17 protein-coding genes, 3 tRNA genes and 2 pseudogenes are annotated in these 22,026 nt (G+C 41.1%); 14 read left to right on the top strand and 8 right to left on the bottom strand.

Going from position 1 to position 22,026, the window contains the following annotated elements; all coding sequences use genetic code 11:
• Window positions 1-47 precede the first annotated feature (47 nt).
• The 7 genes from nudE to AC0L7Q_RS00090 all read left to right on the top strand — a co-directional run bounded on the left by nudE (window position 48) and on the right by AC0L7Q_RS00090 (window position 4,688).
• Window positions 48-620 (top strand): ADP compounds hydrolase NudE, encoded by a 573-nt coding sequence (gene nudE, locus AC0L7Q_RS00060; RefSeq protein ID WP_413401079.1) that lies wholly within the window; start codon window positions 48-50, stop codon window positions 618-620.
• Entirely contained in the window at window positions 613-1,410 is a 798-nt protein-coding gene (cysQ, locus tag AC0L7Q_RS00065; protein ID WP_413401080.1) for a 3'(2'),5'-bisphosphate nucleotidase CysQ, read from the top strand. The genes nudE and cysQ overlap by 8 nt, the downstream gene beginning before the upstream one ends.
• A 141-nt stretch (window positions 1,411-1,551) precedes the next feature.
• Window positions 1,552-1,628, top strand: a tRNA-Met gene (locus tag AC0L7Q_RS00070).
• 80 nt (window positions 1,629-1,708) lie between these two features.
• Window positions 1,709-1,785 (top strand) — tRNA-Met (locus AC0L7Q_RS00075).
• 67 nt (window positions 1,786-1,852) lie between these two features.
• A tRNA-Met gene (locus AC0L7Q_RS00080) sits at window positions 1,853-1,929 on the top strand.
• A gap of 332 nt (window positions 1,930-2,261) precedes the next feature.
• On the top strand, window positions 2,262-2,876 hold the full coding sequence (locus AC0L7Q_RS00085) for a trimeric intracellular cation channel family protein (protein WP_008108278.1): 615 nt from the start codon (window positions 2,262-2,264) through the stop codon (window positions 2,874-2,876).
• A 300-nt stretch (window positions 2,877-3,176) separates the two neighbouring features.
• Window positions 3,177-4,688, top strand: a complete 1,512-nt coding sequence (locus AC0L7Q_RS00090; protein WP_413401081.1) for a YifB family Mg chelatase-like AAA ATPase — start codon at window positions 3,177-3,179, stop codon at window positions 4,686-4,688.
• Window positions 4,689-4,692: 4 nt separating this feature from the next.
• Here AC0L7Q_RS00090 and AC0L7Q_RS00095 read toward each other — a convergent pair whose 3' ends face one another.
• Together AC0L7Q_RS00095 and AC0L7Q_RS00100 are read right to left on the bottom strand one after the other, a co-directional pair.
• Complete coding sequence (locus AC0L7Q_RS00095) at window positions 4,693-5,397, bottom strand: response regulator transcription factor (protein ID WP_008108280.1); 705 nt, start codon at window positions 5,395-5,397, stop codon at window positions 4,693-4,695.
• 165 nt (window positions 5,398-5,562) lie between these two features.
• A complete protein-coding gene (locus AC0L7Q_RS00100) occupies window positions 5,563-8,055 on the bottom strand; it encodes an alpha/beta hydrolase family protein (protein WP_413401082.1) in 2,493 nt (830 codons plus the stop codon).
• A 97-nt stretch (window positions 8,056-8,152) separates the two neighbouring features.
• On the opposite strand from AC0L7Q_RS00100, the gene AC0L7Q_RS00105 reads away from it, so the two are divergent.
• Window positions 8,153-9,220: a CNNM domain-containing protein gene (locus AC0L7Q_RS00105; protein WP_138605937.1), complete on the top strand. Its 1,068-nt coding sequence runs from the start codon at window positions 8,153-8,155 to the stop codon at window positions 9,218-9,220.
• A 40-nt stretch (window positions 9,221-9,260) separates the two neighbouring features.
• Here the strand turns inward: AC0L7Q_RS00105 and AC0L7Q_RS00110 are convergent, their stop codons facing one another.
• Window positions 9,261-10,475 carry an EAL domain-containing response regulator gene (locus tag AC0L7Q_RS00110; RefSeq protein ID WP_413402900.1) on the bottom strand — a complete coding sequence of 405 codons (1,215 nt, stop codon included), beginning with the start codon at window positions 10,473-10,475 and terminating at the stop codon, window positions 9,261-9,263.
• Window positions 10,476-10,653: 178 nt separating this feature from the next.
• Here AC0L7Q_RS00110 and AC0L7Q_RS00115 point away from each other — a divergent pair, with 178 nt between their 5' ends.
• Window positions 10,654-11,670, top strand: a complete 1,017-nt coding sequence (locus tag AC0L7Q_RS00115) for a metalloprotease (RefSeq protein ID WP_413401083.1) — start codon at window positions 10,654-10,656, stop codon at window positions 11,668-11,670.
• Between the two features lie 39 nt (window positions 11,671-11,709).
• Here the strand turns inward: AC0L7Q_RS00115 and AC0L7Q_RS00120 are convergent.
• Window positions 11,710-13,020: pseudogene (locus AC0L7Q_RS00120) on the bottom strand (short-chain fatty acid transporter).
• A 168-nt stretch (window positions 13,021-13,188) separates the two neighbouring features.
• Window positions 13,189-14,136 carry a chemotaxis protein CheV gene (locus AC0L7Q_RS00125; RefSeq protein WP_409424366.1) on the bottom strand — a complete coding sequence of 316 codons (948 nt, stop codon included), beginning with the start codon at window positions 14,134-14,136 and terminating at the stop codon, window positions 13,189-13,191.
• Window positions 14,137-14,301: 165 nt separating this feature from the next.
• On the opposite strand from AC0L7Q_RS00125, the gene AC0L7Q_RS00130 reads away from it, so the two are divergent.
• Window positions 14,302-15,369 carry a potassium channel family protein gene (locus AC0L7Q_RS00130; protein ID WP_109875670.1) on the top strand — a complete coding sequence of 356 codons (1,068 nt, stop codon included), beginning with the start codon at window positions 14,302-14,304 and terminating at the stop codon, window positions 15,367-15,369.
• Window positions 15,369-15,560, top strand: a complete 192-nt coding sequence (locus tag AC0L7Q_RS00135; RefSeq protein WP_178954578.1) for a hypothetical protein — start codon at window positions 15,369-15,371, stop codon at window positions 15,558-15,560. The genes AC0L7Q_RS00130 and AC0L7Q_RS00135 overlap by 1 nt, the downstream gene beginning before the upstream one ends.
• 21 nt (window positions 15,561-15,581) lie before the next feature.
• Here AC0L7Q_RS00135 and AC0L7Q_RS00140 read toward each other — a convergent pair whose 3' ends face one another.
• Together AC0L7Q_RS00140 and AC0L7Q_RS00145 are read right to left on the bottom strand one after the other, a co-directional pair.
• Window positions 15,582-16,613: a cytosolic protein gene (locus tag AC0L7Q_RS00140; protein ID WP_178954580.1), complete on the bottom strand. Its 1,032-nt coding sequence runs from the start codon at window positions 16,611-16,613 to the stop codon at window positions 15,582-15,584.
• Between the two features lie 122 nt (window positions 16,614-16,735).
• Entirely contained in the window at window positions 16,736-17,194 is a 459-nt protein-coding gene (locus AC0L7Q_RS00145; protein WP_138570145.1) for an EVE domain-containing protein, read from the bottom strand.
• A gap of 83 nt (window positions 17,195-17,277) precedes the next feature.
• On the opposite strand from AC0L7Q_RS00145, the gene tesB reads away from it, so the two are divergent.
• Window positions 17,278-18,135, top strand: a complete 858-nt coding sequence (gene tesB / locus AC0L7Q_RS00150) for an acyl-CoA thioesterase II (RefSeq protein WP_010391943.1) — start codon at window positions 17,278-17,280, stop codon at window positions 18,133-18,135.
• Window positions 18,136-18,182: 47 nt separating this feature from the next.
• Here the strand turns inward: tesB and plsB are convergent.
• Window positions 18,183-20,619: pseudogene (plsB, locus tag AC0L7Q_RS00155) on the bottom strand (glycerol-3-phosphate 1-O-acyltransferase PlsB).
• Between the two features lie 427 nt (window positions 20,620-21,046).
• On the opposite strand from plsB, the gene rpsJ reads away from it, so the two are divergent.
• Together rpsJ and rplC are read left to right on the top strand one after the other, a co-directional pair.
• A complete protein-coding gene (rpsJ, locus tag AC0L7Q_RS00160) occupies window positions 21,047-21,358 on the top strand; it encodes a 30S ribosomal protein S10 (protein WP_002957900.1) in 312 nt (103 codons plus the stop codon).
• A gap of 27 nt (window positions 21,359-21,385) precedes the next feature.
• Window positions 21,386-22,021 (top strand): 50S ribosomal protein L3, encoded by a 636-nt coding sequence (gene rplC, locus AC0L7Q_RS00165; RefSeq protein WP_138605949.1) that lies wholly within the window; start codon window positions 21,386-21,388, stop codon window positions 22,019-22,021.
• Window positions 22,022-22,026: the final 5 nt, after the last annotated feature.

The following is a 22,026-nucleotide window of genomic DNA, read 5'->3' on the forward strand; positions in this document are numbered from 1 at the left end:
TTTGGGTATATGATTAGTATAACTGCAATGATAGCAAATTGATGCCCATGACACAGAAAAAGCACCCAACACCACCACAAATTCTCAGTAATAATGTTGTCGCTAAAAGTCGCTTATTTACTGTGGAGTCTTTAGAGCTCAAGTTTTCAAATAATGAAAAGCGTCAGTATGAGCGAATTCGCGGCGGTGGTCGTGGAGCCGTTATGATTGTACCTATGACCACTGAAAATGAGTTATTACTGGTTCGTGAGTATTGTGCAGGCACCAATGACTATCAGTTAGGGTTTCCCAAAGGGCTGATTGACCCAGGTGAAACGCCTGAACAGGCTGCAAACAGAGAGCTCAAAGAAGAAATTGGCTTTGGCGCTGAATACTTTAAACCGCTTAAAACGGTCACTATGGCACCGAGCTATTTTAACGCAACCATGCATATTTTGTTTGCTAAAAATTTATATCCTGAAACCTTACTAGGCGATGAGCCTGAGCCCTTAGTGGTGGTGAAATGGCCACTTTCACAGTGGCAGTCGTTATTAGAACAACCTGACTTTACTGAAGCACGTAGTGTTGCGGCTCTGCTATTATTAGATAAGTATTTAGCCTCAGGAGACATTAATGAATAAACTTCTAGAGCCATGTATTGAGCTTGCGCAAAGTGCAGGGTATGCCATTATGTCTTTGTATAAAAAAGACGATATTGGTCAGCAAGAAAAATCAGATAATACGCCAGTAACAAAAGCAGATTTGGCTGCAAATGATGTGCTCGTGGCGGGTTTAAATGCGCTTGCTCCTGACATTCCAATTATGTCAGAAGAAACCCCCATTCCAGCGCTGCAAGATAGACAGCACTGGCAACGTTATTGGTTGCTTGACCCAATGGATGGCACCGGTGAATTTATACTCGAAAGTGGTGACTTTGCCGTTAATATTGCATTGATAGAAAATAACCACCCAGTGTTGGGGGTTATTCATTGGCCAGCAAAGGGCGTGACCTATTATGCAACGGCTAAAAATGGGGCATTTAAGCGTGAAGGTGAGCACGATAAACAAATATTTGTAGCACCGCCCGAGAGTTTAACTTTGGCTGTAAGCCGCCGGCAAAAAATAGAAGCAGTTAGCCAGTATCTAAATGCGCAATTTGCAACGGTGGCTTTAGGTTCGTGTTCACTTAAGGCGTGTATTGTTGCTGAGGGTAAAGCAGATTGTTTTTTAAGAATAGGTCCTACAGGTGAGTGGGATACGGGTGCATCGCAAGTTATTGTTGAAGAAGCGGGCGGCTGTATTACCGACGCTGAATTTAATCCTTTAACGTATAACCAAAGAGAAAGTACAGAAAATCCAGATTTTATTGTTATGGGTCATCCCGACTGGGAGTGGCAAAAAATGATAAATCCACATCAGCGATTACTGTAAACATCACTGTTTGATGGGTTTTTGTTCACTTAAACGTTTTTAATTAGTAAAACCTTGCATTATAGGTTTATTCCTATATTATAGCGCTCTCTTCGAAACAGGCTTGTGAATAACACAATACTGTTACTAAGAAATTACAGGCGCGGGATGGAGCAGTCTGGTAGCTCGTCGGGCTCATAACCCGAAGGTCGTTGGTTCAAATCCGGCTCCCGCAACCAATTTTATTTAGAAAATTGGGTACTGTAAACTCTAACTTAAGAGCATAAATTAAGTAGTCGATAGACTTAAAATATACAGGCGCGGGATGGAGCAGCCTGGTAGCTCGTCGGGCTCATAACCCGAAGGTCGTCGGTTCAAATCCGGCTCCCGCAACCAATTTTCTTTAGAGGATTGGAAGCCAAGTTGTAATGTAAGCAACTATAAATAAATCTGCAATTTCAGGCGCGGGATGGAGCAGTCTGGTAGCTCGTCGGGCTCATAACCCGAAGGTCGTCGGTTCAAATCCGGCTCCCGCAACCACTGAAATAAACAGTTATAGTAAAGCAACACGCCTAAAGCGTGTTTTTTTATGCCTAAAATTCAGTGAAATGGATAGCTCGTCGGTCTCAGCTCTCCATTAGCCAGCAAAGGTCGTCTATTAAATTCCGGCTCCCGCAACCACTGAAATAACATGTTTTATTAAATCGACACTCTACAAGAGTGTTTTTTTATGCCTAAAATTCATATTCCCTCACGCTATTTTTAACACGTATACCTGCTGTTCTTTTCTAATTCTACTTTTTGAAAGTGTTATTGCTGAATATTTAGTATGCTATGCACTAAACTCTTTAAAACTTTTTGTAATCAAAATTATGACTGAACTTTATCACTGGTTTGATTTAATAGGTGTGGCGGTATTTGCTATCTCAGGCACCTTGGTAGCCTATGAAAAGAAAATGGATGGCTTTGGTGTAGTTGTACTTGCAACTGTTACGGCTATTGGCGGCGGTACCGTTCGCGATGTGATACTCGACCAGCCCGTATTTTGGCTACACGACCAAAGCTACTTCTACGCTATTTTGGTAGCGGTTCTGGTTACTACGCGACTGATAAATAAGCAAAAATCCATTCCATACTATGTATTGCAAACCGCTGACGCGTTTGGCTTAGCCTTTTTTGCGGTCATGGGAGCGCAAAAAGCGCAATTGGCTGGTATGCCAGATATGACGGTTGTGATTATGGCTGTAATAACCCCCTGTTTTGGTGGGCTTATTCGCGACGTGCTTGCCCGCGATATTCCAATGCTGCTTAAAGGTGAGCTGTATGCTATTACCTGTATTGCTGGTGGCATTGTCTATACATTAAGTATCAACCTATCGCTAACGGTGGAAGTGGCAATGATATTAAGTATGTTAATGACCTTATTGCTACGTTTCTCGGCGATTAAATGGAAGATTATATTACATGTTTTTAAATATCCTGACTAAACTGGGTTAATACAGCTGTTAACTAGGGCCTGTTGACCTTTGCGGATTAAAATTTGTTCAAACTAGGGGCGATTTAATCGCGGCGCGAGGTTTGTAACCTAGTGGACTAAGTGAAAACCGAGCAACAAAGAGTAAATCGCCCCTAGGCAGAACCCTTCGGGCAGCGCCTGTTTGGCATTAATGCTGCGTTATCGCCTATTTATGGGGAGTAACCACACGACATAGGCTCTGCCTTGCCTAAATACCAAACAGACTGCTGCAAATTTAACCTTGAAAGGTCAGCAGACCCTAGGATAAGGAATGTCGTTAGCCCGTATATTTTCTCGCGCGCAGGTGGGGATAAACGCCCCCGAGGTGATGGTTGAAGTACATTTAGGGAATGGTTTACCCGCCTTTCATATCGTCGGCTTACCTGAGGCGTCGGTTAAAGAGGCCAAGGATAGAGTACGTAGTGCTCTAGAAAACTCGCAATTTGGATTTCCCGATCAGCGTATTACCGTTAATTTAGCACCTGCCGATCTTCCTAAAGATGGTGGGCGATTTGACCTTGCGATTGCGGTAGGTATTTTGGTCGCATCGGGGCAAATAGTCTGCCCTGATATTCATAAGTATGAATTTTACGGTGAGCTTGCACTTAATGGTGAAATACGTGCTGTAAATGCCATTTTGCCTTCAGTGCTTGGTGCTAAAGAGCAAAATCGTTGCTGTTTTCTGCCTCTTGAAAACGACAGTTTGGCCAGCCTTGTCAGTGGTGTAAAGCGAAAAGCCGTCAGTTCTATACAAGAGGTGTGGGGAGACTTGCTCAATCAACAACCTTTACCGCTTAACATTGCCTACCCTGGTTGCACCCAAGCGCCAGATTTTTTACTCGATTTAAGCGATGTAAAAGGCCAACCTGGTGCTAAACGTGTATTAGAAATTGCCGCTGCTGGTGGGCATAATTTACTATTTTTAGGTCCACCAGGGACCGGAAAATCAATGCTTGCACAACGAATGGCCACCATAATGCCAACCATGTCTGATGATGAAGCCATTGATACTGCTGCTTTATATTCAATTATTGGCCACTCAATTGATTTAACCAATTGGCGTCAGCGACCGTTTCGCAATCCGCATCATACCTGTTCTGCAGTAGCTCTAGTGGGTGGCTCGTCTAACCCTAAACCCGGTGAAATATCGTTAGCGCATAACGGTGTGTTGTTTTTAGATGAGCTCCCTGAATTTGAGCGTAAAGTGCTAGACTCGCTACGCGAGCCAATGGAAACCGGAACAGTGACGATTTCGCGCGCGGCCAGACAAATGGAATTTCCAGCGCAGTTTCAGCTTATTGCAGCACTTAATCCCAGTCCGACAGGGTGTCATCATGATAAACGGGCGACACCCGATCAGGTAATGCGCTATTTATCGCGAGTATCGGGGCCGTTTATTGACAGAATTGATTTGCAAATTGAACTACCAAGGTTGAGCAGCGTGGAGCTACAAAGTACAACTACAGAAGAAACCAGTGCTGAGGTGAGGGCACGAGTAGAAGCAGCTTATGCAGTTCAGCTTAAACGCCAAGGTAAAGTAAATGCGCGGTTAAATAACAAAGAGATGAACTTGCACTGTGAGTTACCACCTGCAGAGCTGCAGTTTTTAGCCAGAGCCAGTGAAAAGCTGGCGTTATCGCCGCGCTCTTATCATAGAGTAATCAAAGTGGCGCGAACTATTAGTGATTTAAAAGGTGCTCCACAAATCAGTTTAAATGAGCTTAAAGAAGCGCTTAATTATCGGGCATTTGAGCGTTTATTATCGCAGTTAACCCAGCACTAAGGCTTTAAATTGAAAGCATATAGCCTTTACCGCGAACAGTGACAATACGTTTTTGATCTTTCTCATCGTTCAGCTTTTTACGTAAACGACCCACTAACACGTCTACTGTGCGATCGTTGGGGCTCCAATCGGGCTGGCCAATTTCTTCTGATATTTTTTCACGGGAAGTCGCTTTACCAGCATTACCAATCAAACAAATAAGCACTTTGTGTTCTGCTTCAGTCAGTCGTGATTCAATCCCACTGGCTGTAATAAGGGTGCGATTATCTGGATGAAGCTTAAAATCGGCGTATTCAATAAACTCTTCACTGTCATCGTCGCTGTGATTATTGGCAACTCGTTTGTATAGGGCGCGCATTCTTAGCTCAAGCTCAAGTAAATCTACCGGCTTGCAAATATAGTCATCGGCACCTTGAGCAAGGCCTGCAATTCGATCGGCTTGTGAGTCACGACTCGATAATAAGATAACGCCAATATCGGTGAGCGTATTTAGCTCTTTGGCAAGTTGTAAACCGTCGCGTTTTGGTAGCACAATATCAATTATTGCCAAGGAAATAGTATTGCGCTGACTTACGCGGCTTTTAACAACATTTAACGCATCGGCCCCGGTGGGGTCAACGTCAATAGAAAACTCGGTATTTATAAAATGATTTTGGATGCGCTTTACGAGTAGTTCGTCATCTTCAACCAATAAAACATTAATTGCCATAGTCTGTTATTTTTTTAGTTTCAGCTTTGCATATTAGCATCATTGATGGCCTGTATAACACAGAGATCGTTGTTTTTCGGTAACATTATATTACGAATTGGTCAAATAACATTACTTTTGTAATGCGCACTTTTCACTTGAGCGACAAAGTGCGCATTATGGTTACTAATCTTTATACATTGAATCCCACCATTGTGGTTCATTTTTTAACTTTTTGTCAAAGTAAGCCAATATGGTGTTCCACCAATTAAATCGCTTATCGCGCGCAAATATTTGGTGATCCGCTCCTTTGTATTCTATCATTTCAACGTCTTTATTAAGCAGTTTTAGTGCGGTATACATAGTTAAACTTTCGCCCACAGGCACATTGGTATCACTGTCACCATGAATAAGCAGTAATGGTGTGGTTACTTTATCAGCATGGAATACAGGGCTATGCTGGCTGTAAAGTTGAGGATTATTCCACGGAAAGCTATTTTTTGAGGCTTCGCCTGAGTATAAATAACCCCACCATCCTTCACCCCAGTATGACGTTAAGTTTGAAATACCGGCATGCGCAATAGATGCGCTAAACATATCGGTTTTGGTGGCAAGCAGCATAGTCATAAAGCCACCATAAGATGCACCAAGATTACCTACTTTACTACTGTCTACAAAATCATATTTAGCTAAAAATGCCTCTGTGCCTTGCATAATGTCATCGGCGGTATAGTCGCCCCAAGCATTTACATGTTGTGCTGAAAAAGTTTGCCCAAAACCCGTTGCGCCGGTTGGTTGTACAACATAAACCACATACCCGTTTGCAGCCCATAAGTTAAAAGGGTAGCGGCCCGTAAACCCGCGTGTTACTGGTGAGGTGCCACCATAATAATAAACAAGAGCAGGGTACTTCTTGGCTTTATCAAAATTGCTTGGCAGATAAACACGGCCAGAGATTTCTACGCCACGCTTATTGGTAAAGTTAAATTCTTCAAGCGCAGGAATAGCCGTATTGGCATATGCAATCGGGTTTGAATCCCAAATGAGCTCTACCTTGTTTTTACTTACGTCTAAGCGCTTGAGTTGTTGAGCGCTCGACGCATTGCTGCCACTAATTAATAACTGGGCATTGCGCGTATTTGAAAAGCTAAATTGCTGCACAATATCAAAACCTGTATTTAACTTTTTAAAGCGCTGTTTACTCAGGTCAAATAAATACAGTGGTTGGGTATCTTTTTCTGTCACTTTGATTAGCGCATCACCATTGCTTAGTACTTTTAATGTGCCAATTGCGGGGTCAAACTGTTTACTTAACGCCGTTACTTTTTTTGCGTTATCAGTTAATAAATACAGCTGCCCATCGTAATTATTAGCCAGCATGTTCTTTGGTATTGTTCTGCCTGCACCACTTTTAAAATCAGGGCCTGCAACAACATAAATATTGTTTGCGGCATATTTAGCTTGATTAAAGGTTTTAAACTTACCTAATGATTTTATGCTGTTGGATTTTAATGTAAGTTCAACCAGCTCAGTCCCTGGGTGAGTTGAGGCTTGCATCGCCATTACTGGGCGACTTATTAATAGCTTTCCACGGTTGCTGTTAGCATCTTCAAGTTGATGGCTCAATACGCCTTCAGTTAGAGCTTTGGTTAAACCACTGTTGGTATCGAGTAAATATAATTGGCTAACCGTACGGGCATAAGACCAACGGTCTTGTAAGCCTTTATGATGTTTAGTGAGGCTATTGGTTTCTTCAGATGATTTAGACCAGCTAAAAAGAATACTATTATCGTTGTAATAGCTAAAGTTGCTTGCCCCCTCAAGGCCAGAGGCTAAGGTTTTTATAGCGAAAGTTTTACGGTTTAACTGCTTTAATTCACCGTTGAGTAAATAAACAAAAAATTGGTTATCAGGACTCCAAGAAAATTGGCTAGGCTGCACTTCTTCAAATCGGTATACCGTTTGGTTACTAGTATTTTTAAGCTCGGTTGTAGTAATGGCGTTGTTGCCTGTTTTATCGCTGAAGCGCTTTGTTGTACTTAAGTAATGCTTAGCATCAGGCGACAAAGACAAACCGCTAATAGTCGGGGCGTCAAACAATTGCTTAGCCGATAAGCGCTTGGTTTTATTTGTCGTTAGGGTCATGACGTCAGTTTCTGTTTTTGGCACAAACTCTAAGGTGACATCATTCCAATTAGCAACCTGTTGAGCGATGACAACCACGGTATGTGAGCCGTTATTTAAAGCAAGCTGATAGCGTTGGTTTTCACCAGTTTGCTTCTCACCATTGATAAAAATCTGACCTTGCTCTATTCCTTCAATGTTTAAGGAGCCTTGAGTAAACCGGTCCGTTTCAATATGAAATTTAAGTGCCTGTAAACCACCTAAAGTAAGCGCGTTAATTTTATCAAGTGGTTGCCACTTATGCTTTTTACCAAACACAACAAAGCTTTCTGCACTTGATTCAAGTTGTGTAAGCAGATTATCAATAATCACGTCGCCATGGGGCGTCTGAAATGGCTTTGCTTGCATATCTTCTGCAAGTGGGCCGATAAACTGAATTTTTGATTGATCGAGTGGGGCAGCTAATGCCGTTAAACTCAAACTACTTAATGTGAGTAGGGTTGCCAAGTGAGTAAAACGTTTTGCGTAACGATACCAAGGTGCGCTTAAATTCATTGCTATGCCTATTGTTATTGGAGATTTGGCCAAATATAGCATGTATTGTTATGATGGCTATTATCATCGGGTATTTATCCAACTTATCGGAGAGAAAGTGACACTATTAATCGTTTACATGGTTACAGCGATTGTGATTTCGTTTTTGTGTTCAATCATGGAGGCCGTACTATTAAGTATTTCACCTAGTTATGTTGCATTGTTGCGCAAAGAGCGGCCAGTGCTGGCTAAACAACTTGAAATACTAAAAAGTAATATTGATCAACCATTAGCGGCTATTTTAACGCTTAATACTGTTGCCCATACTGCTGGTGCCGCAGGGGTAGGAGCACAGGCTGCCGTGGTGTTTTCAGATGCAGCAGTGGGGATTGCATCTGCTATTATGACTTTATTGGTATTGGTGTTATCTGAAATTATTCCAAAAACCTTGGGTGCCAACTATTGGCGTGCTTTAACACCGAGTGTGACTTATGGTTTACGTATTTTGGTGTTAGTGCTTAAGCCGTTTGTATGGGCTGCACAAAAGCTAACCAATTTGATGGGGCAAAAGCATAATGAGGCCTATTATATTCGCCAAGAAATAGAAGCGATGGCCGATATTGGCAGTGAGTCGGGGGCACTTCATGCTGATGAGTCAGAGATCATTCGAAACTTACTGCATTTTAGGCACGCAAAACTAACCGACTTAATGACCCCGCGCACGGTTATTTTTAAAATTCATAAAGACCTTACTGTAAATCAGTACTTAAGCGAACATGGCTCTTCGTCATTCTCTCGAGTGCTAATTTACGACAAAGATGCTGACGATATAATAGGGTTTGTTCATAAAAACGACATTATGTTGGCATACCACCGCTTAGGCACAGACTATAAGATTAGTAAGTTGGTTAAGCCTATTTATACAGTACCGAGCACGCAAAACGTATCGTCGTTATTACAAATATTACTTACCAAGCGTACCCATATTTGTTTAGTGATTGATGAATACGGTGATGTGCAAGGAATAGTAACCCTAGAAGATATGATAGAGGCGCTAATGGGTTTAGAAATTGTTGATGAGCGAGATCAATCTACCAACATGCGTGCCGTGGCTAAGCAACGTTGGCATCAACGTTTAGCGGATAGTGAGCATATCGTCAGTGCCGAGGATAATGAATCTCGTTAGGGGTATTTAGTAAATATCAACCGGCAAAGGTCAGCAGACCTTAGTTATTATTTGTTTTAGCAGCTGTTTTTATCCAGTGTTGTGCCCACGAGATAAATTCAGCTTTTGCTTTTGGGCAACTAAACAAAAATCCTTGTATAGCTAAATTTGTTTGATAGTGCTTTAGATAGGCAAGTTCTTCCGGACGCTCAACACCCTCAGCAACAAGTTGCAGTTGCTCTTGGCTAGTCATATCAATCAATGAGTTGACCACAACTTGCGAAAACTTATCTGTTTCAATGTGGCTTATAAAAGAGCGGTCTATTTTTACTTCTGTAAATGGCAGCTGTTTCAGTTGGTTAATATTAGTAAAGCCAGTACCAAAATCATCCAGTGAGATACCAAAACCAAATATTCTTAATCTGTTTAAGGTTTCAAGTTGGGTATAGCTTGAAAGGGCATGTTGCTCGGTTATTTCAACAACCACATCATTGGGAAGCACGCCGTGCTTTTGTAATAACTGTAATAATTTATTAGGGCAGTTCAAATCATTTAACTGGCATGGCGACATATTAAATGACAACTTTAAGTTTTCTCCTAATTGTTCTTTGAGCTGCTTTAAGTCACTGCAGGCTTTTTCAAACAGCGTAAAAGTAATGTCATTGATTAATTCGCATTGCTCAGCAAGGCTAATAAAACGGCTTGGTAAAATCACGCGTTCGTTTTTATTTGAAACTATACGAGCCAATACTTCAACACTTTGTATAAAGTTGGTGTTTATATTTATCTTAGGCTGGTAAAACGGTGTTATTTCATTATTTTTTAATGCGCTAACAAGTTTAGCTTTAGTAATTGGGCGCTCTTTTACAAGCGTATGGCTGTTTAACTGCGCTATTTTGGCAAGTAACGTATTTACCTGATTTAATTGTACTGGCTTGGTAAGGTTACCAATTAAATGCACATTATGCTGCTTGGCTAGATCAGCTGCTAGGCTGATTATTTTAGGATCCATTTCAGAAATAATAACAATCGCACCGCAATAGCCTATTTCACCTAAGTTACGAATTAACTCCATACCATCCATTTCTGGCATATTCAGATCGGTAAATATAGCGTCATAAAAGTTTATATCAGGCTTTACTTTCTCTAGTGCTGTAACTGCGCTTAAGCAAGTGGTAACTTCTGGCATTTCGAGCTCATTAAAAATCGCTTTCATAACAATTAAAATGGCTTTTGAGTCATCAACAACGAGTATGTTTGGCAATTGAGTTCGCATTGGTGTCCTTGGTAGTTGTAGCTTACTTCCTGTAATACTAAAAATAGTCGCTTGAATAGTTTTTGTCAGTATTTCAGGCATTTTTACCTTAAATTATCGCTAATAAAATGATGCTAGCTCACTCGAGTTTTTTTGGTGGAAAGGTATACTAGCGCCATAATTTATAATGGGTATAACAATGATAAAAGTCGATCTTTCTCTGGCAGAGCAACCGTTTACGCTGATGATATCAGGGCAGCAAGTTGTAAAAATATTTCATGATCAGCAAGCGATAGCATTTGAAAACCCACGTGAAAATTATGTCGAGTTTATGCTTGATGAGCAGTTAATTGGTATTGATAGCAGCGAAGTAAGCCAGCAAAGCTTGGCGCTATATGTAAATAATCAGTTTGCAACTCAGTTAGCTTTACCTGCAGCAGCACAAGGCGAACCTAAAAAAGGGTTTTTAGGGCTCGCGGCGCTTGGCTTTAAATTATTTAAAAGTGCTAAAGTTGTTAAAGTGGCGCTTGCCAGTGCATCGGTAGCGGGTTATGCGTGGCTGTTTACCATTGAATTTGCGTTAATGCTGATTGCCTGCTTGGTGGTGCACGAGTATGGCCATGTACGTGCGATGAAGTATTTTGGTATTAAAACTAAAGGTATTTATTTAATTCCTTTTGTTGGCGGTTTAGCGGTGAGCGACGACAAAATTACCACGCGCTGGCAAGATGTGGTTATATCACTTATGGGCCCTGCCTTTGGTTTGTTTACTTCAGTGTTAGGCGTGGTGCTTTATTACGCCACAGAAATGGAAATATTTGCGGGCGTTGCAGTACTTAGTGCACTGCTTAATTTATTCAATTTATTGCCTATTTTGCCGCTTGATGGCGGGCATGTACTAAAAAGCATTAGCTTTTCAATGCGCTCATGGGTGGGGTTGAGTGTATGTTTATTGGGTGTGTTATTTGGCTTATGGCTAAGTTACACCTTTGGTTTAATGTTATTAGTGTTCTTTTTATTTGTTGGGGCGCTAGAAATTGTGTTTGAATGGCGCGGCCGCCATTACTCACATTTAATGCCATTAGATAAATACGGCCAAGGCTTCTCGGCAGTAATGTATGCGCTGGTAGTTATAGGCCATGTAGCAGTGATGATGCATTTTGCAGATTCAGAAAATGCGATATTAAGCTTACCGATGAAGATTTTATCAAGCTAAGTAAGCACGGGCTGTAATACAAGTTACAGCCCAGTTAGATTAATAGAAGCTCAATACCAGCGATATAAACACCCCAGTAATAATCAGCTGTACCACACAAAACCCCATAATATCTTTTGCTTTTAAACCTGCAATGGCTAATACCGGTAAAGCCCAAAAGGGTTGAATTAGATTCGTCCACGCATCTCCCCATGCCACAGCCATAGCAACGCGTGCTATATCTGCACCAAGCTCTTGTGCTGCAGGGATAACAATAGGCGCTTGGACTGCCCATTGGCCGCCACCTGAAGGCACAAACATATTAACGAGTCCTGCACTTATAAAGCTGTAAAATGGTAAGCTATCGGCATCCGCTATGGCAATAAAGCCCTGTGATATTTGTTGTGCTAACCCTGTATCTACCATTACCGCCATAATACCTGCATAAAAGGGGAACTGAATTACAATTCCCGCGCCACTCGGAATCGCTTGTTGTAGGCTATTTAGTAAATTGTGGGGGGTCTGATGTAGTGTGATAGCTAAAAACAAGAAAAGCGCTATCACGCTGTTGAGATTTAAGCCGCCACCTGCGATAAAAAAGTAATAACCTAAGTAGGCAAGTCCGAGTAAGCCAATGCCCATGCCTAGCAGTTTGCTTTGTTCTAAATGTTGCGCAGGGCGTGTTATTGTTACTTTATTGAGTAGAGTGTTCTTAAGCAGTGATGGGTCAATATAAACACTGTCTTTTTCATTCGGTAGCATGTAGCGGTTAACCAACGGCATAATAATAAATAAGCCAATCAGAATCGCAATGTTAAAACCTGCAAACAAGGTTTGCTCGGTGCCAATAATTCCCATTGTTGCCTGTGAAAAATGCCCTTCGCTGGCAATGGTTAGTGGTACGGAGCCTGCTAATCCGCCGTGCCATACTACAAAACCTGAGTAAGCACTTGCTACTAAGAGCCGATAATCTACTCGAGCCTGCTTAGCAATAGCCTTAGCAAATAAAGCCCCAATCACTAAGCCAAACCCCCAATTAAGCCAGCTTGCTAAAAGCGAGATAAATGTCACTAAAATAATGGCTTATGGGGCCGTATTAGCAAGCGTTGCTAATTTTGTTAGTAACTTACTTATTAAAGAGGTACTGGCGAGCATATAGCCTGTTACTAGCACCAACAGCATTTGCATGGCAAAGCTCAGTAAGTTCCAAAACCCGCTACCCCATGATGTTATTACCTCAAGTGTGGTTGCAGGAGTCACTAAATTCGCAATGCTCAAGGTAATAATAGTGAGCAAAATGACAAATATAAATGGGTCGGGTAAGTAGCGCTCGACGAGCTTAGTGAACGGGCTGGCAACTTTATTGAGCATAATTAATAACGAGTTAGTGAAAACTTATTTACTAATTAATCATGAAATCTTAGGATTAGCAAACACCGCTTTGAATAACCACTCAGTAAGGCAGGTTTTTAAAGGTTGCTGATGAGGAGAGTGTTACTAGCAAATATTTACCCAAGCAGATATTTGCTAGTTTTATAATTAAGCGTTGCTTAATACGTGCTTTAAACGGTTTTGTACTTCTTGCACCAGTAAGTCAGGCTGAAATTTTGATAAAAATGCATCACAGCCGACCTTTTCTACCATGGCTTGGTTAAAGCTGCCACTTAGGGAGGTGTTAAGTACTACATGTAAGTTTTTTAAGCGATTGTCGTTACGTATTTCATAGGTTAAGCGATAACCATCCATTGAGGGCATTTCGGCATCGGTAATCACCATAAGTAGTTCTTTTTCAACATCGCGGCCTTCATCGGCCCAACCTTTAAGCATATTGAGTGCTTCCAGGCCATTACTGGCAGGAACAATTTCGATACCAAGCTGCGATAACGTATCGCTTACTTGCTTGCGTGCTGTTGGCGAATCATCAGCGTGTAGTATTTTTCGCCCAGAGAACTCGTTAACTATAGTTTGGTCTAACACTCCATCTGAAATATTAACCTCGTACTCAACTATTTCAGCCAGTACTTTTTCTACATCTATAATTTCTACCAAGTGCTCCACGTCGTCGCGCTGTACTTTAGTAAGTGCAGTAATGTAATGATTTTTACCCACTGAGCTAGGTGGTGGCATAATATCAGACCAGGTCATGTTCATTATTTGATCAACTTTACCAATTAAAAAACCTTGAGTGGTACGGTTATATTCAGTTACTACCAAATTACAATCTTCACCATGCTCTTTGTGTGACATTGAAATGGCTTGGCGTAGATCAATCACCGGAATAGATTCACCCCTAATATTGGCAACACCCGTCACCTTGGGGTGAGAGTGCGGTATTTTGCTTAAACGGGGGAGCTTCACCACTTCTTTAATTTTAAATACATTGAGTGCAAATAAATGGCGGCTATGTAAATAAAAAAGTAGCAACTCTAAACGGTTCTCACCTACAAGCTGAGTACGCTGATCAACTGACGCTAAAACACCTGACATAATAGATCCATTCTTTCCTCATAACTTAATAACTATAGTTTACTCTTATTTTTATTCATAACGAACCGTGAATATTTCGATTACAGTAAAACGTTGCTTAAGTGTTATGATGTGCAGTATCGTGTTACCAAATGATTCAAATAATCAATCGATTAACAAACAATTATGCATCATATTTTTAAACGTATTGTTGTGCTGTTGCGCAGTCACATTGATCAGGTTAGTTGGCAGTCTGTTGTAATAGCAACGTCTTTACACATGCTACTTACTTGGTGCTTATTATTTATGGCTAATGAGCAAGCACTACTTTCGCCAGGGACCTTTTTTTACTACTACACAGTAACCACTTCAACGGTAGGGTATGGAGATTTAAGTCCATCATCTGACTTGGGCCGTTGGATTGTCGCATTAATACAAATACCCTTTGGTTTGGCTTTATTTGGTGTCTTGTTAGGTAAAACAGGGCAAACAGTAACTTACTTAATTAGGCGCGCTATGACTGGTGATAAAAACTTTGCTCACAGTAGTAATCACATTATTATTTTTGGTTGGCATAATGCTCGAACAAAAAAAATGATCGACTATATTTTGGCTGATACTAAACGTACAGACCGCCGTATTTTATTGGCGGTTACTGAACAAATAGAGCACCCCTTTTTAAGTAATGAGAATGTTGATTTTGCTCGTTTGACTAGTTTTACCGATTTGGATGAACTAGAGCGTGTAGCCATTCGCCATGCCGATAAAGTGATTATTGATGGCCAAGATGACGACCAAACATTTACCACCGCACTGCGTATTAGTCGTTTAGTAAAAGAAGATTGTCACATTAGTGCACACTTTTTTGATGAAACGAAGGTGGAAATGTTATTAGAGCATTGCCACAATGTTGAGTGTAGTAGCACTAAGTCAGCAGAGATTTTGGTGCGCTCAATGCAAGACCCAGGCTCAAGCCGTGTTCAAGAAGAGCTATTATCTACTTTGCATGGTGATACGCAATTTAGCCTACAAATACCTAGTGATATAAAAACCATGGAATTTGGTAAATTATTTCATCATTTTAAGTACGATCATAATGCAATATTGTTAGGTGTAGCTCATAATTTAAGTGCAAAGAATATGGATTTAAACCCACCTCTAGATTATGCAGTGAATGCGGGTGATATTCTGCATTACATCGCACAAGAGCGGGTGTTAAGTGGTGAAGTTGATTGGCTTAGCTTGGAAAAATAATGACTGAAGTTGCTTTTTTAATTATTGTTTTATGTGCTTACATTTTTCCTATCATGATAATTCTTAACAGTAAGCGTAGCCACGGCCATGAAAAAAATGGTTGGCTAGTCGGCGCTATCTTCTTTTCGTGGATAGCGCTGATTCTTTACTTTTCGATTGTGCCCAAGCAAGGGCACGCCAAGAAAAAGTAAAGCATGAGTACCTTTTGTTACTTATTCTAATTGTCTCAGTTTATGCTCAACAAGTGGGTCGTCAGGCACGAGTTGTTGAGCAACTTCTAATAGCTTAATGGCATCATTTGGGCTTTCGTCTTGATGCTTAATAGCTACCTCTATTAAGGGCTGAATATCAATTTTTTCTTGGTGCTCTTTAACGTGCGCTGCTTTTTCGTCGATTAAAATAGTGTGAGCGGTACTTAATAACGCTTGGCGGTGTGCCGATTTAGCGTTGGCTTTATTAAGTTTTTTATAATAATCCTCTTTTAAACGCAGTGTTTTTGTTTGCAGCCTAAATTGCGCAATGTCGATTTGCTGATCACGAATAAAATCAACCGCTACTTGTTTATAAAAGCCAAACTTATTCAAGTAAGTAGCGTGAGTGCCGTGCCCCATACCAAACACGCGTAAGTGAGTGAGCTGTTTGTAGCGTTTAGCATGTTGGCGGTCAATACGATTGGTTGGATCGTAAATAATGTAACCCTTGGCATCCCCTAAGTCTAAATCATGGTAGTCACCTTGCCAGTCATATTGCTGAGCAATTTCAGTACTTGAGCGGTCATCCCAAGGGGCGATAAGTTTGTTTTTGGTGCTAACAGGATGGAAAAGCAGTACTTTATCGAGTTTGAGTAACTTAGCAAATGCACCCACAGCAAAGCCGCCACGGCTAAGCCCATAGCCTAACTTAGTTTTAAAAGGAGAGAGTAAAGTTGATAGCTGCTCAATAAAAAAGATTAAATTGCGGTTACGAAACCAATTGCTTTTACCTAAATGCTGAAACGCAATAATATTAACATCTTGCTTTTGCGCTAGATGATAGCCCCAAGGGGCAAAGTCTTCATTTAGATCGCGTTCTTGTATATCAGTACCCGCAGGAGAAAAAGTAAAAAGCAGGGGTTTAGTGAGGTCAACAAAGTGATACTTTACATACACATCACCGAGTAAATCTCCACCAGAGGCTGGTAGTTTTGCTTGCCTCTCATCATCGCTGAGAGTTAACCATTCATCCAACCAATACAGTAATTTCATTTTTCCTCCAGTAAAGCAAGCCGCAGATTATAACAAATTTGGCTCCATAAGAAAATCGAGCGGTGACATGCTGCGCTGGTGGAGTACTATTTTAATGAAGAAAATGTAGTTATTTTAGTGGCTTATTTCGCCATATTTAAAATTTCATGCCAATCATTTTCGGTCACTGGCATGACCGATAAACGCCCGCCTTTTTTAAGTGCTATATCAGTTATAGCAGTATTTGCTTTGATCGCTTGCAGGCTTACTAAACTACTCAAATGCGCCTGATAAGTTATTTCTACCACAAACCAGCGAGGGTTTTCAGTGGTTGCCTTAGCATCGTAATAGTCGCTACTTAAATCAAATTGCGTTGGATCAGGGTAAGCAGCCTTAGTAACCACACCAAGCCCTGCAACGCCAACTTGTTTGCAGCTAGAATGATAAATCATCACTAAATCACCTTGCTTTACATCATCGCGAATAAAATTACGCGCTTGGTAGTTGCGTACACCTTCCCATAGCGTTGTTTGCTGTGGTGCTTGCTTTAAGTCATCAATTGAAAAGGCGTCGGGTTCGGTTTTAAAAAGCCAAAATGCCATATTAGATTTCCTCAATCAGTGAGTTAGTATTTTTTAACTATTGTATAGTATCATTTATAAATTAGGGGATTGAGGAAGAAATAATGAGCCAAGTATTAGATGATTTATTATCGTTGTTGTCACTTGAAGAAATTGAGCAAGGTTTATATCGAGGACAAAGCCAAGATTTAGGTTTTAGAGCGGTGTTTGGCGGTCAAGTTATGGGACAAGCGCTTTCAGCAGCTAAAGAAACACTGCCCGCGGGGCGTATTGTTCATTCCTTACATTCTTATTTTTTACGCCCAGGCGACGCTGCAAAACCGATTGTGTACGATGTAGAAACTATACGTGATGGTAAAAGTTTTAGCACTCGACGTGTCAGTGCGATTCAGTACGGTAAACCTATTTTTTACATGACAGCGTCGTTTCAAGGTGAAGAGCAGGGGTTATCGCATCAAGCCACTATGCCTGATGTTCCAGCTCCTGAAGAACTGCGTTCTTCGTTAGAGTTTTATCAAGAAAATGCACAGCATATTCCTGAAGCAATCCGTAATAAGTTTATTCGTGAAATGCCGATTGAAATGCGTCCGGTGAACTTTCATAACCCCTTTAAACCTGAAGCCCTAGAACCGGTAAAACATATTTGGTTTAAAGCCAATGGCGATATGCCGGACGATCAACGTATTCATAATTACTTATTGGCGTATGCGTCTGACTTTGAGTTTTTACCAACCGCACTGCAGCCACATGGTGTGTCGTTTATGCAGCCGAATATGCAAGTTGCGACCATAGATCATGCTATGTGGTTTCACCGTCCATTTAGAATGGATGATTGGATGTTATATACCATTGATAGCCCAAGCGCGAGTTCGGGGCGAGGGCTGGTACGTGGTCAGTTTTTTGATCGCCAAGGCAATTTAGTTGCCTCGACGATCCAAGAAGGGGTAATGCGCCAGCGTTAACTCTTTGCTACCCACTATATTGAGTTAATTCAATATAGTGAAGTATGTTACTGACATTGAGCGTGGACAATGTCAGTAATTGATTGCCAAATACGTGCCGGCAAGAGTGTTTGCAGTTGCTTGTAGGTCTCGCACAGCTCTTGGCTGCCTTGTAAGCCGCTATCAGATTCACTAATGAGTTTTTGTTCGCGAAGGTTGGAAATAAAACTACTAAGTACCTTCTTATCAAAAAACTCCGGCGTTTTAATGCCATGTAACGTACCCAAGCGTTGTGCCAACACATAGCTTTCACGTTCCAGTTCAGCTTTTGCAATACCTTGGCTGGTTTGAATAAAGCCAATCACAATCGCATAACGTTGCAGAGTAAAGCTCAATGCACGACCAAGCATTTCGAGTTTGGCAAAGCTATCGTTACTTTGAGTTACTTTGATATTATCACCATCAAGCTCAATTAAGCCTTGATCGCTAAAGTTAGTTAAAATGCGGGCCACATAGTTGTCATCAAGCTCTTGTAAGTACCACTCTTTGGCGAATAACGGATAAAATGATTTTACCAATTGATGGCAGTGAGTAACGGTACTTTGATGCTGCTTGAATAAATGTAGAGCTACTAAGCTAGGTACTGCAAAAATATGCAAAATGTTATTACGGTAATAGTTAAATAAGGTTTTTTCTTTATCGTTTATCGCAATAATTTCACCAAACTCGTCACTGATCACATCAAACTTATTCAACTTTAAAGCGTGTTCTAGCAGTTGCTCTGGCGTTTCATCGGGTGCGGTTATTTTATTGCTGTAGCTAGCTTCACGTTGTAATCGCAAATAAAACTCAAGCTGAGCTAGCAATTTAGGTTTACTCAATGCGTGCTTATCGTTTACTAGCAGTATCATCGCCAGTAAGTTAACTGAGTTAAGTGCGGCGGCATTGTTAATTTTAACCATAACCTGATCAGCCAGATTAGCCACCTGCGGCCCTAGCCATTGTGGTTTTTGCACGTCGGTAGCATGAATTGACTCGCGCCAGTCGGGTTGGTTGTCATTTAGGTATTGGTTAATAGAAATCGGGTCACCAAAATTTAAATACCCGCGACCATAGTTTTTCAAATTTTTAATTGCTTTAAAAATACCTAATATCGACTCGCCTTTTTTATCATTACCCGCGAGCTCTTTTAAGTAGGTGTTTATTTCCATTACGTGTTCGTAACCAATATACACAGGTACAATTGATACAGGGCGGTCTATACCACGAAGCATAGCTTGCATCGTCATGGCGAGCATACCCGTTTTTGGGGGAGTAAGCGTCCGGTTCTACTGCGGCCACCTTCGGTATAAAACTTAACCGAGTAACCTTTTATAAATAACTGGCTTAAGTATTCTTTAAATACTGCTGAGTAGAGTTTGTTACCAGCAAATGAGCGACGAATAAAAAATGCACCACTGCGGCGGAATATGCCACCTGCAGGGAAAAAGTTAAGGTTAATCCCTGCAGCAATATGCGGTGGTACAAGGCCTTGATGATAAATAGAGTAGGTTAGTAGCAAGTAATCCATATGACTACGATGACAAGGCATGTAGATTATTTCATGGCCTTTATTGGTTAGGTCATGAATTTGCTCGGTGTACTTTATATCAATGCCATTATAAAGCTTATTCCAAAGCCACGTTAATATGCGATCAGCAACGCGAATTGTGGCATCGCTGTAATTAGCAGCGATTTCATCAAGTAGCTTTAAAGCGTTTTGTCGCGCCTGAGCTTGGCTGATGTTTTTTTCAGAAGCCTCGGTTTGAATTGCTTTTTTAATTGTGGGTGATGCCAGTAGTGAGCTAAATAACTGATCACGAGATGGGATTTTAGGCCCTGTTGCAGCCAGCTTTTGACGTTTAAAGTGAACTAAAGCTACGCGAAGTAACTTATGAGGCAATTCATTGACGTCGGCTTTTTCATTAACCAATAAAGATAAGTCGAGTGGTTGGCTAAATCGAATAAAGTTGTCTCTACCTGAAAAAAGCACCACAAAAATTTTTCTAAACCAGCTGGGCGTTAGTGAGTGCGAAAGTAAAGTGCTTAGTCCGGGTTTTTCTTTACCTGGCGATCGGCCCCATAAAATAGTCACGGGCACCACTTGCACATTTTTTTGGCCACTATTTAATAAGTGCTCAACAATGTGTTTGCCTTGCGCTAATGCATTGGTAGACTTTTCTTTATCACCAAATAGCGGAGGGGGTTTTTAATGCCGATAAAGCGATCTAACGTTTCGTCACCTAATATTTGCTGTTCGGTTGGGTCCGGTAAACCATTTCGTTTACAAACACGCGCCAGTGCCGCTAGATCAAAGCGTGAATTTAAACGCACTATATAGAAGGTCGGATTTTTAGGGTTTAACTCAAATTGCTCTAAAGGCTTTTCAGGCAGTACTTTGCTTTTAACAAACAAGCGGCTGATACCACCAGAGATAAGATTTAAACCATAATTTAAAATACGCATTGACTCACCATAAGAGAGTAGTTACCCAAACCAATATGGGTATATAACAGCAAAATTAGCGCATAGGATAACATAATATCTAAAAAATCCCCTGCAGATTAATCGACAAGCTATGACATTATAAAGACATCATCACTTCCATTGCGTTCACTATTAATAAACTTAGCTATTTTTTAAACGACAATAACAAAGTAATTATGTCTAAATAGTTGTTGCATTTATCACCAGTATCATTATAATACGCAGGCTTTCAAAATTCCCTCGGGAACAAGAAAGAATAAATTAAGCTTGGATTTCAAGCTAATAAACAGGAGTTCCGATTTGGAACTCAACGTAGATATAATCAAACAACCGGCATCTTAATTATTAAGATTGTTTCGGTCGTTTTTTTATGCTCTTTAAATGCTCTTTATATTGAGGTTTAAGAATGTCAAATCAACGCATTCGTATTCGCCTAAAAGCTTTTGACCACCGTTTGATTGACCAATCAACGGCGGAAATCGTGGAAACTGCGAAACGCACTGGCGCACAAGTACGTGGTCCAATTCCACTACCTACACGCTTTGAACGTTTTACTGTACTTACATCACCGCACGTTAATAAAGACGCGCGTGATCAGTACGAGATCCGCACCCATAAACGTCTGATCGACATCGTAGAACCAACAGACAAGACTGTAGACGCACTTATGCGTTTAGACCTTGCTGCTGGTGTTGATGTTCAAATCAGCCTGGGTTAATCGGAAGATTAGAGAGGTTTTAGGAAAATGGCATTAGGTCTAGTCGGTCGTAAAGTGGGTATGACACGTATCTTCACTGAAGATGGTGTATCTATCCCTGTGACAGTTATTGAAGCGACTCCTAACCGCATTGCTCAGATCAAATCTGACGCAACAGACGGTTATAACGCGCTTCAAGTAACCGCAGGCACTAAAAAAGCAAGCCGTGTAAACAAAGCAACAGCGGGTCACTTCGCTAAAGCTGGTGTTGAAGCGGGTCGCGGTCTGTGGGAATTCCGCCTAAATGGTGGTGAAGGCGATTTTGAAGTAGGCTCTGAGCTTACTGTTGAATTATTCAACGAAATCAACAAAGTTGACGTAACCGGTACTTCTAAAGGTAAAGGTTTCCAAGGTGGTGTTAAGCGCTGGAATTTCAGCATGCAAGACGCTACACATGGTAACTCTCTATCTCACCGTGCTCCTGGTTCAATCGGTCAAAACCAATCACCTGGTAAGGTGTTTAAAGGTAAGAAAATGGCCGGTCAAATGGGTAATGAGCAAGTAACAACTCAGAACCTTGAACTAGTTCGCGTTGACGCTGAGCGTAACCTGCTTTTAGTTAAAGGTGCAGTACCTGGCGCTATCGGCGGTGACGTTATCGTTAAACCAGCTGTTAAAGCATAAGTCCT

This window comes from Pseudoalteromonas sp. KJ63-1 (assembly GCF_055808145.1).

Bases quoted from the DNA above. Each gene is read 5' to 3' on its own strand.
- nudE (WP_413401079.1), top strand. From the start codon at position 48: ATGACACAGAAAAAGCACCCAACACCACCACAAATTCTCAGTAATAAT.
- cysQ (WP_413401080.1), top strand. From the start codon at position 613: ATGAATAAACTTCTAGAGCCATGTATTGAGCTTGCGCAAAGTGCAGGG.
- AC0L7Q_RS00085 (WP_008108278.1), top strand. From the start codon at position 2,262: ATGACTGAACTTTATCACTGGTTTGATTTAATAGGTGTGGCGGTATTT.
- AC0L7Q_RS00090 (WP_413401081.1), top strand. From the start codon at position 3,177: ATGTCGTTAGCCCGTATATTTTCTCGCGCGCAGGTGGGGATAAACGCC.
- AC0L7Q_RS00095 (WP_008108280.1), bottom strand. From the start codon at position 5,397: ATGGCAATTAATGTTTTATTGGTTGAAGATGACGAACTACTCGTAAAG.
- AC0L7Q_RS00100 (WP_413401082.1), bottom strand. From the start codon at position 8,055: ATGAATTTAAGCGCACCTTGGTATCGTTACGCAAAACGTTTTACTCAC.
- AC0L7Q_RS00110 (WP_413402900.1), bottom strand. From the start codon at position 10,475: ATGCGAACTCAATTGCCAAACATACTCGTTGTTGATGACTCAAAAGCC.
- AC0L7Q_RS00115 (WP_413401083.1), top strand. From the start codon at position 10,654: ATGATAAAAGTCGATCTTTCTCTGGCAGAGCAACCGTTTACGCTGATG.
- AC0L7Q_RS00125 (WP_409424366.1), bottom strand. From the start codon at position 14,136: ATGTCAGGTGTTTTAGCGTCAGTTGATCAGCGTACTCAGCTTGTAGGT.
- AC0L7Q_RS00130 (WP_109875670.1), top strand. From the start codon at position 14,302: ATGCATCATATTTTTAAACGTATTGTTGTGCTGTTGCGCAGTCACATT.
- AC0L7Q_RS00135 (WP_178954578.1), top strand. From the start codon at position 15,369: ATGACTGAAGTTGCTTTTTTAATTATTGTTTTATGTGCTTACATTTTT.
- AC0L7Q_RS00140 (WP_178954580.1), bottom strand. From the start codon at position 16,613: ATGAAATTACTGTATTGGTTGGATGAATGGTTAACTCTCAGCGATGAT.
- AC0L7Q_RS00145 (WP_138570145.1), bottom strand. From the start codon at position 17,194: ATGGCATTTTGGCTTTTTAAAACCGAACCCGACGCCTTTTCAATTGAT.
- tesB (WP_010391943.1), top strand. From the start codon at position 17,278: ATGAGCCAAGTATTAGATGATTTATTATCGTTGTTGTCACTTGAAGAA.
- rpsJ (WP_002957900.1), top strand. From the start codon at position 21,047: ATGTCAAATCAACGCATTCGTATTCGCCTAAAAGCTTTTGACCACCGT.
- rplC (WP_138605949.1), top strand. From the start codon at position 21,386: ATGGCATTAGGTCTAGTCGGTCGTAAAGTGGGTATGACACGTATCTTC.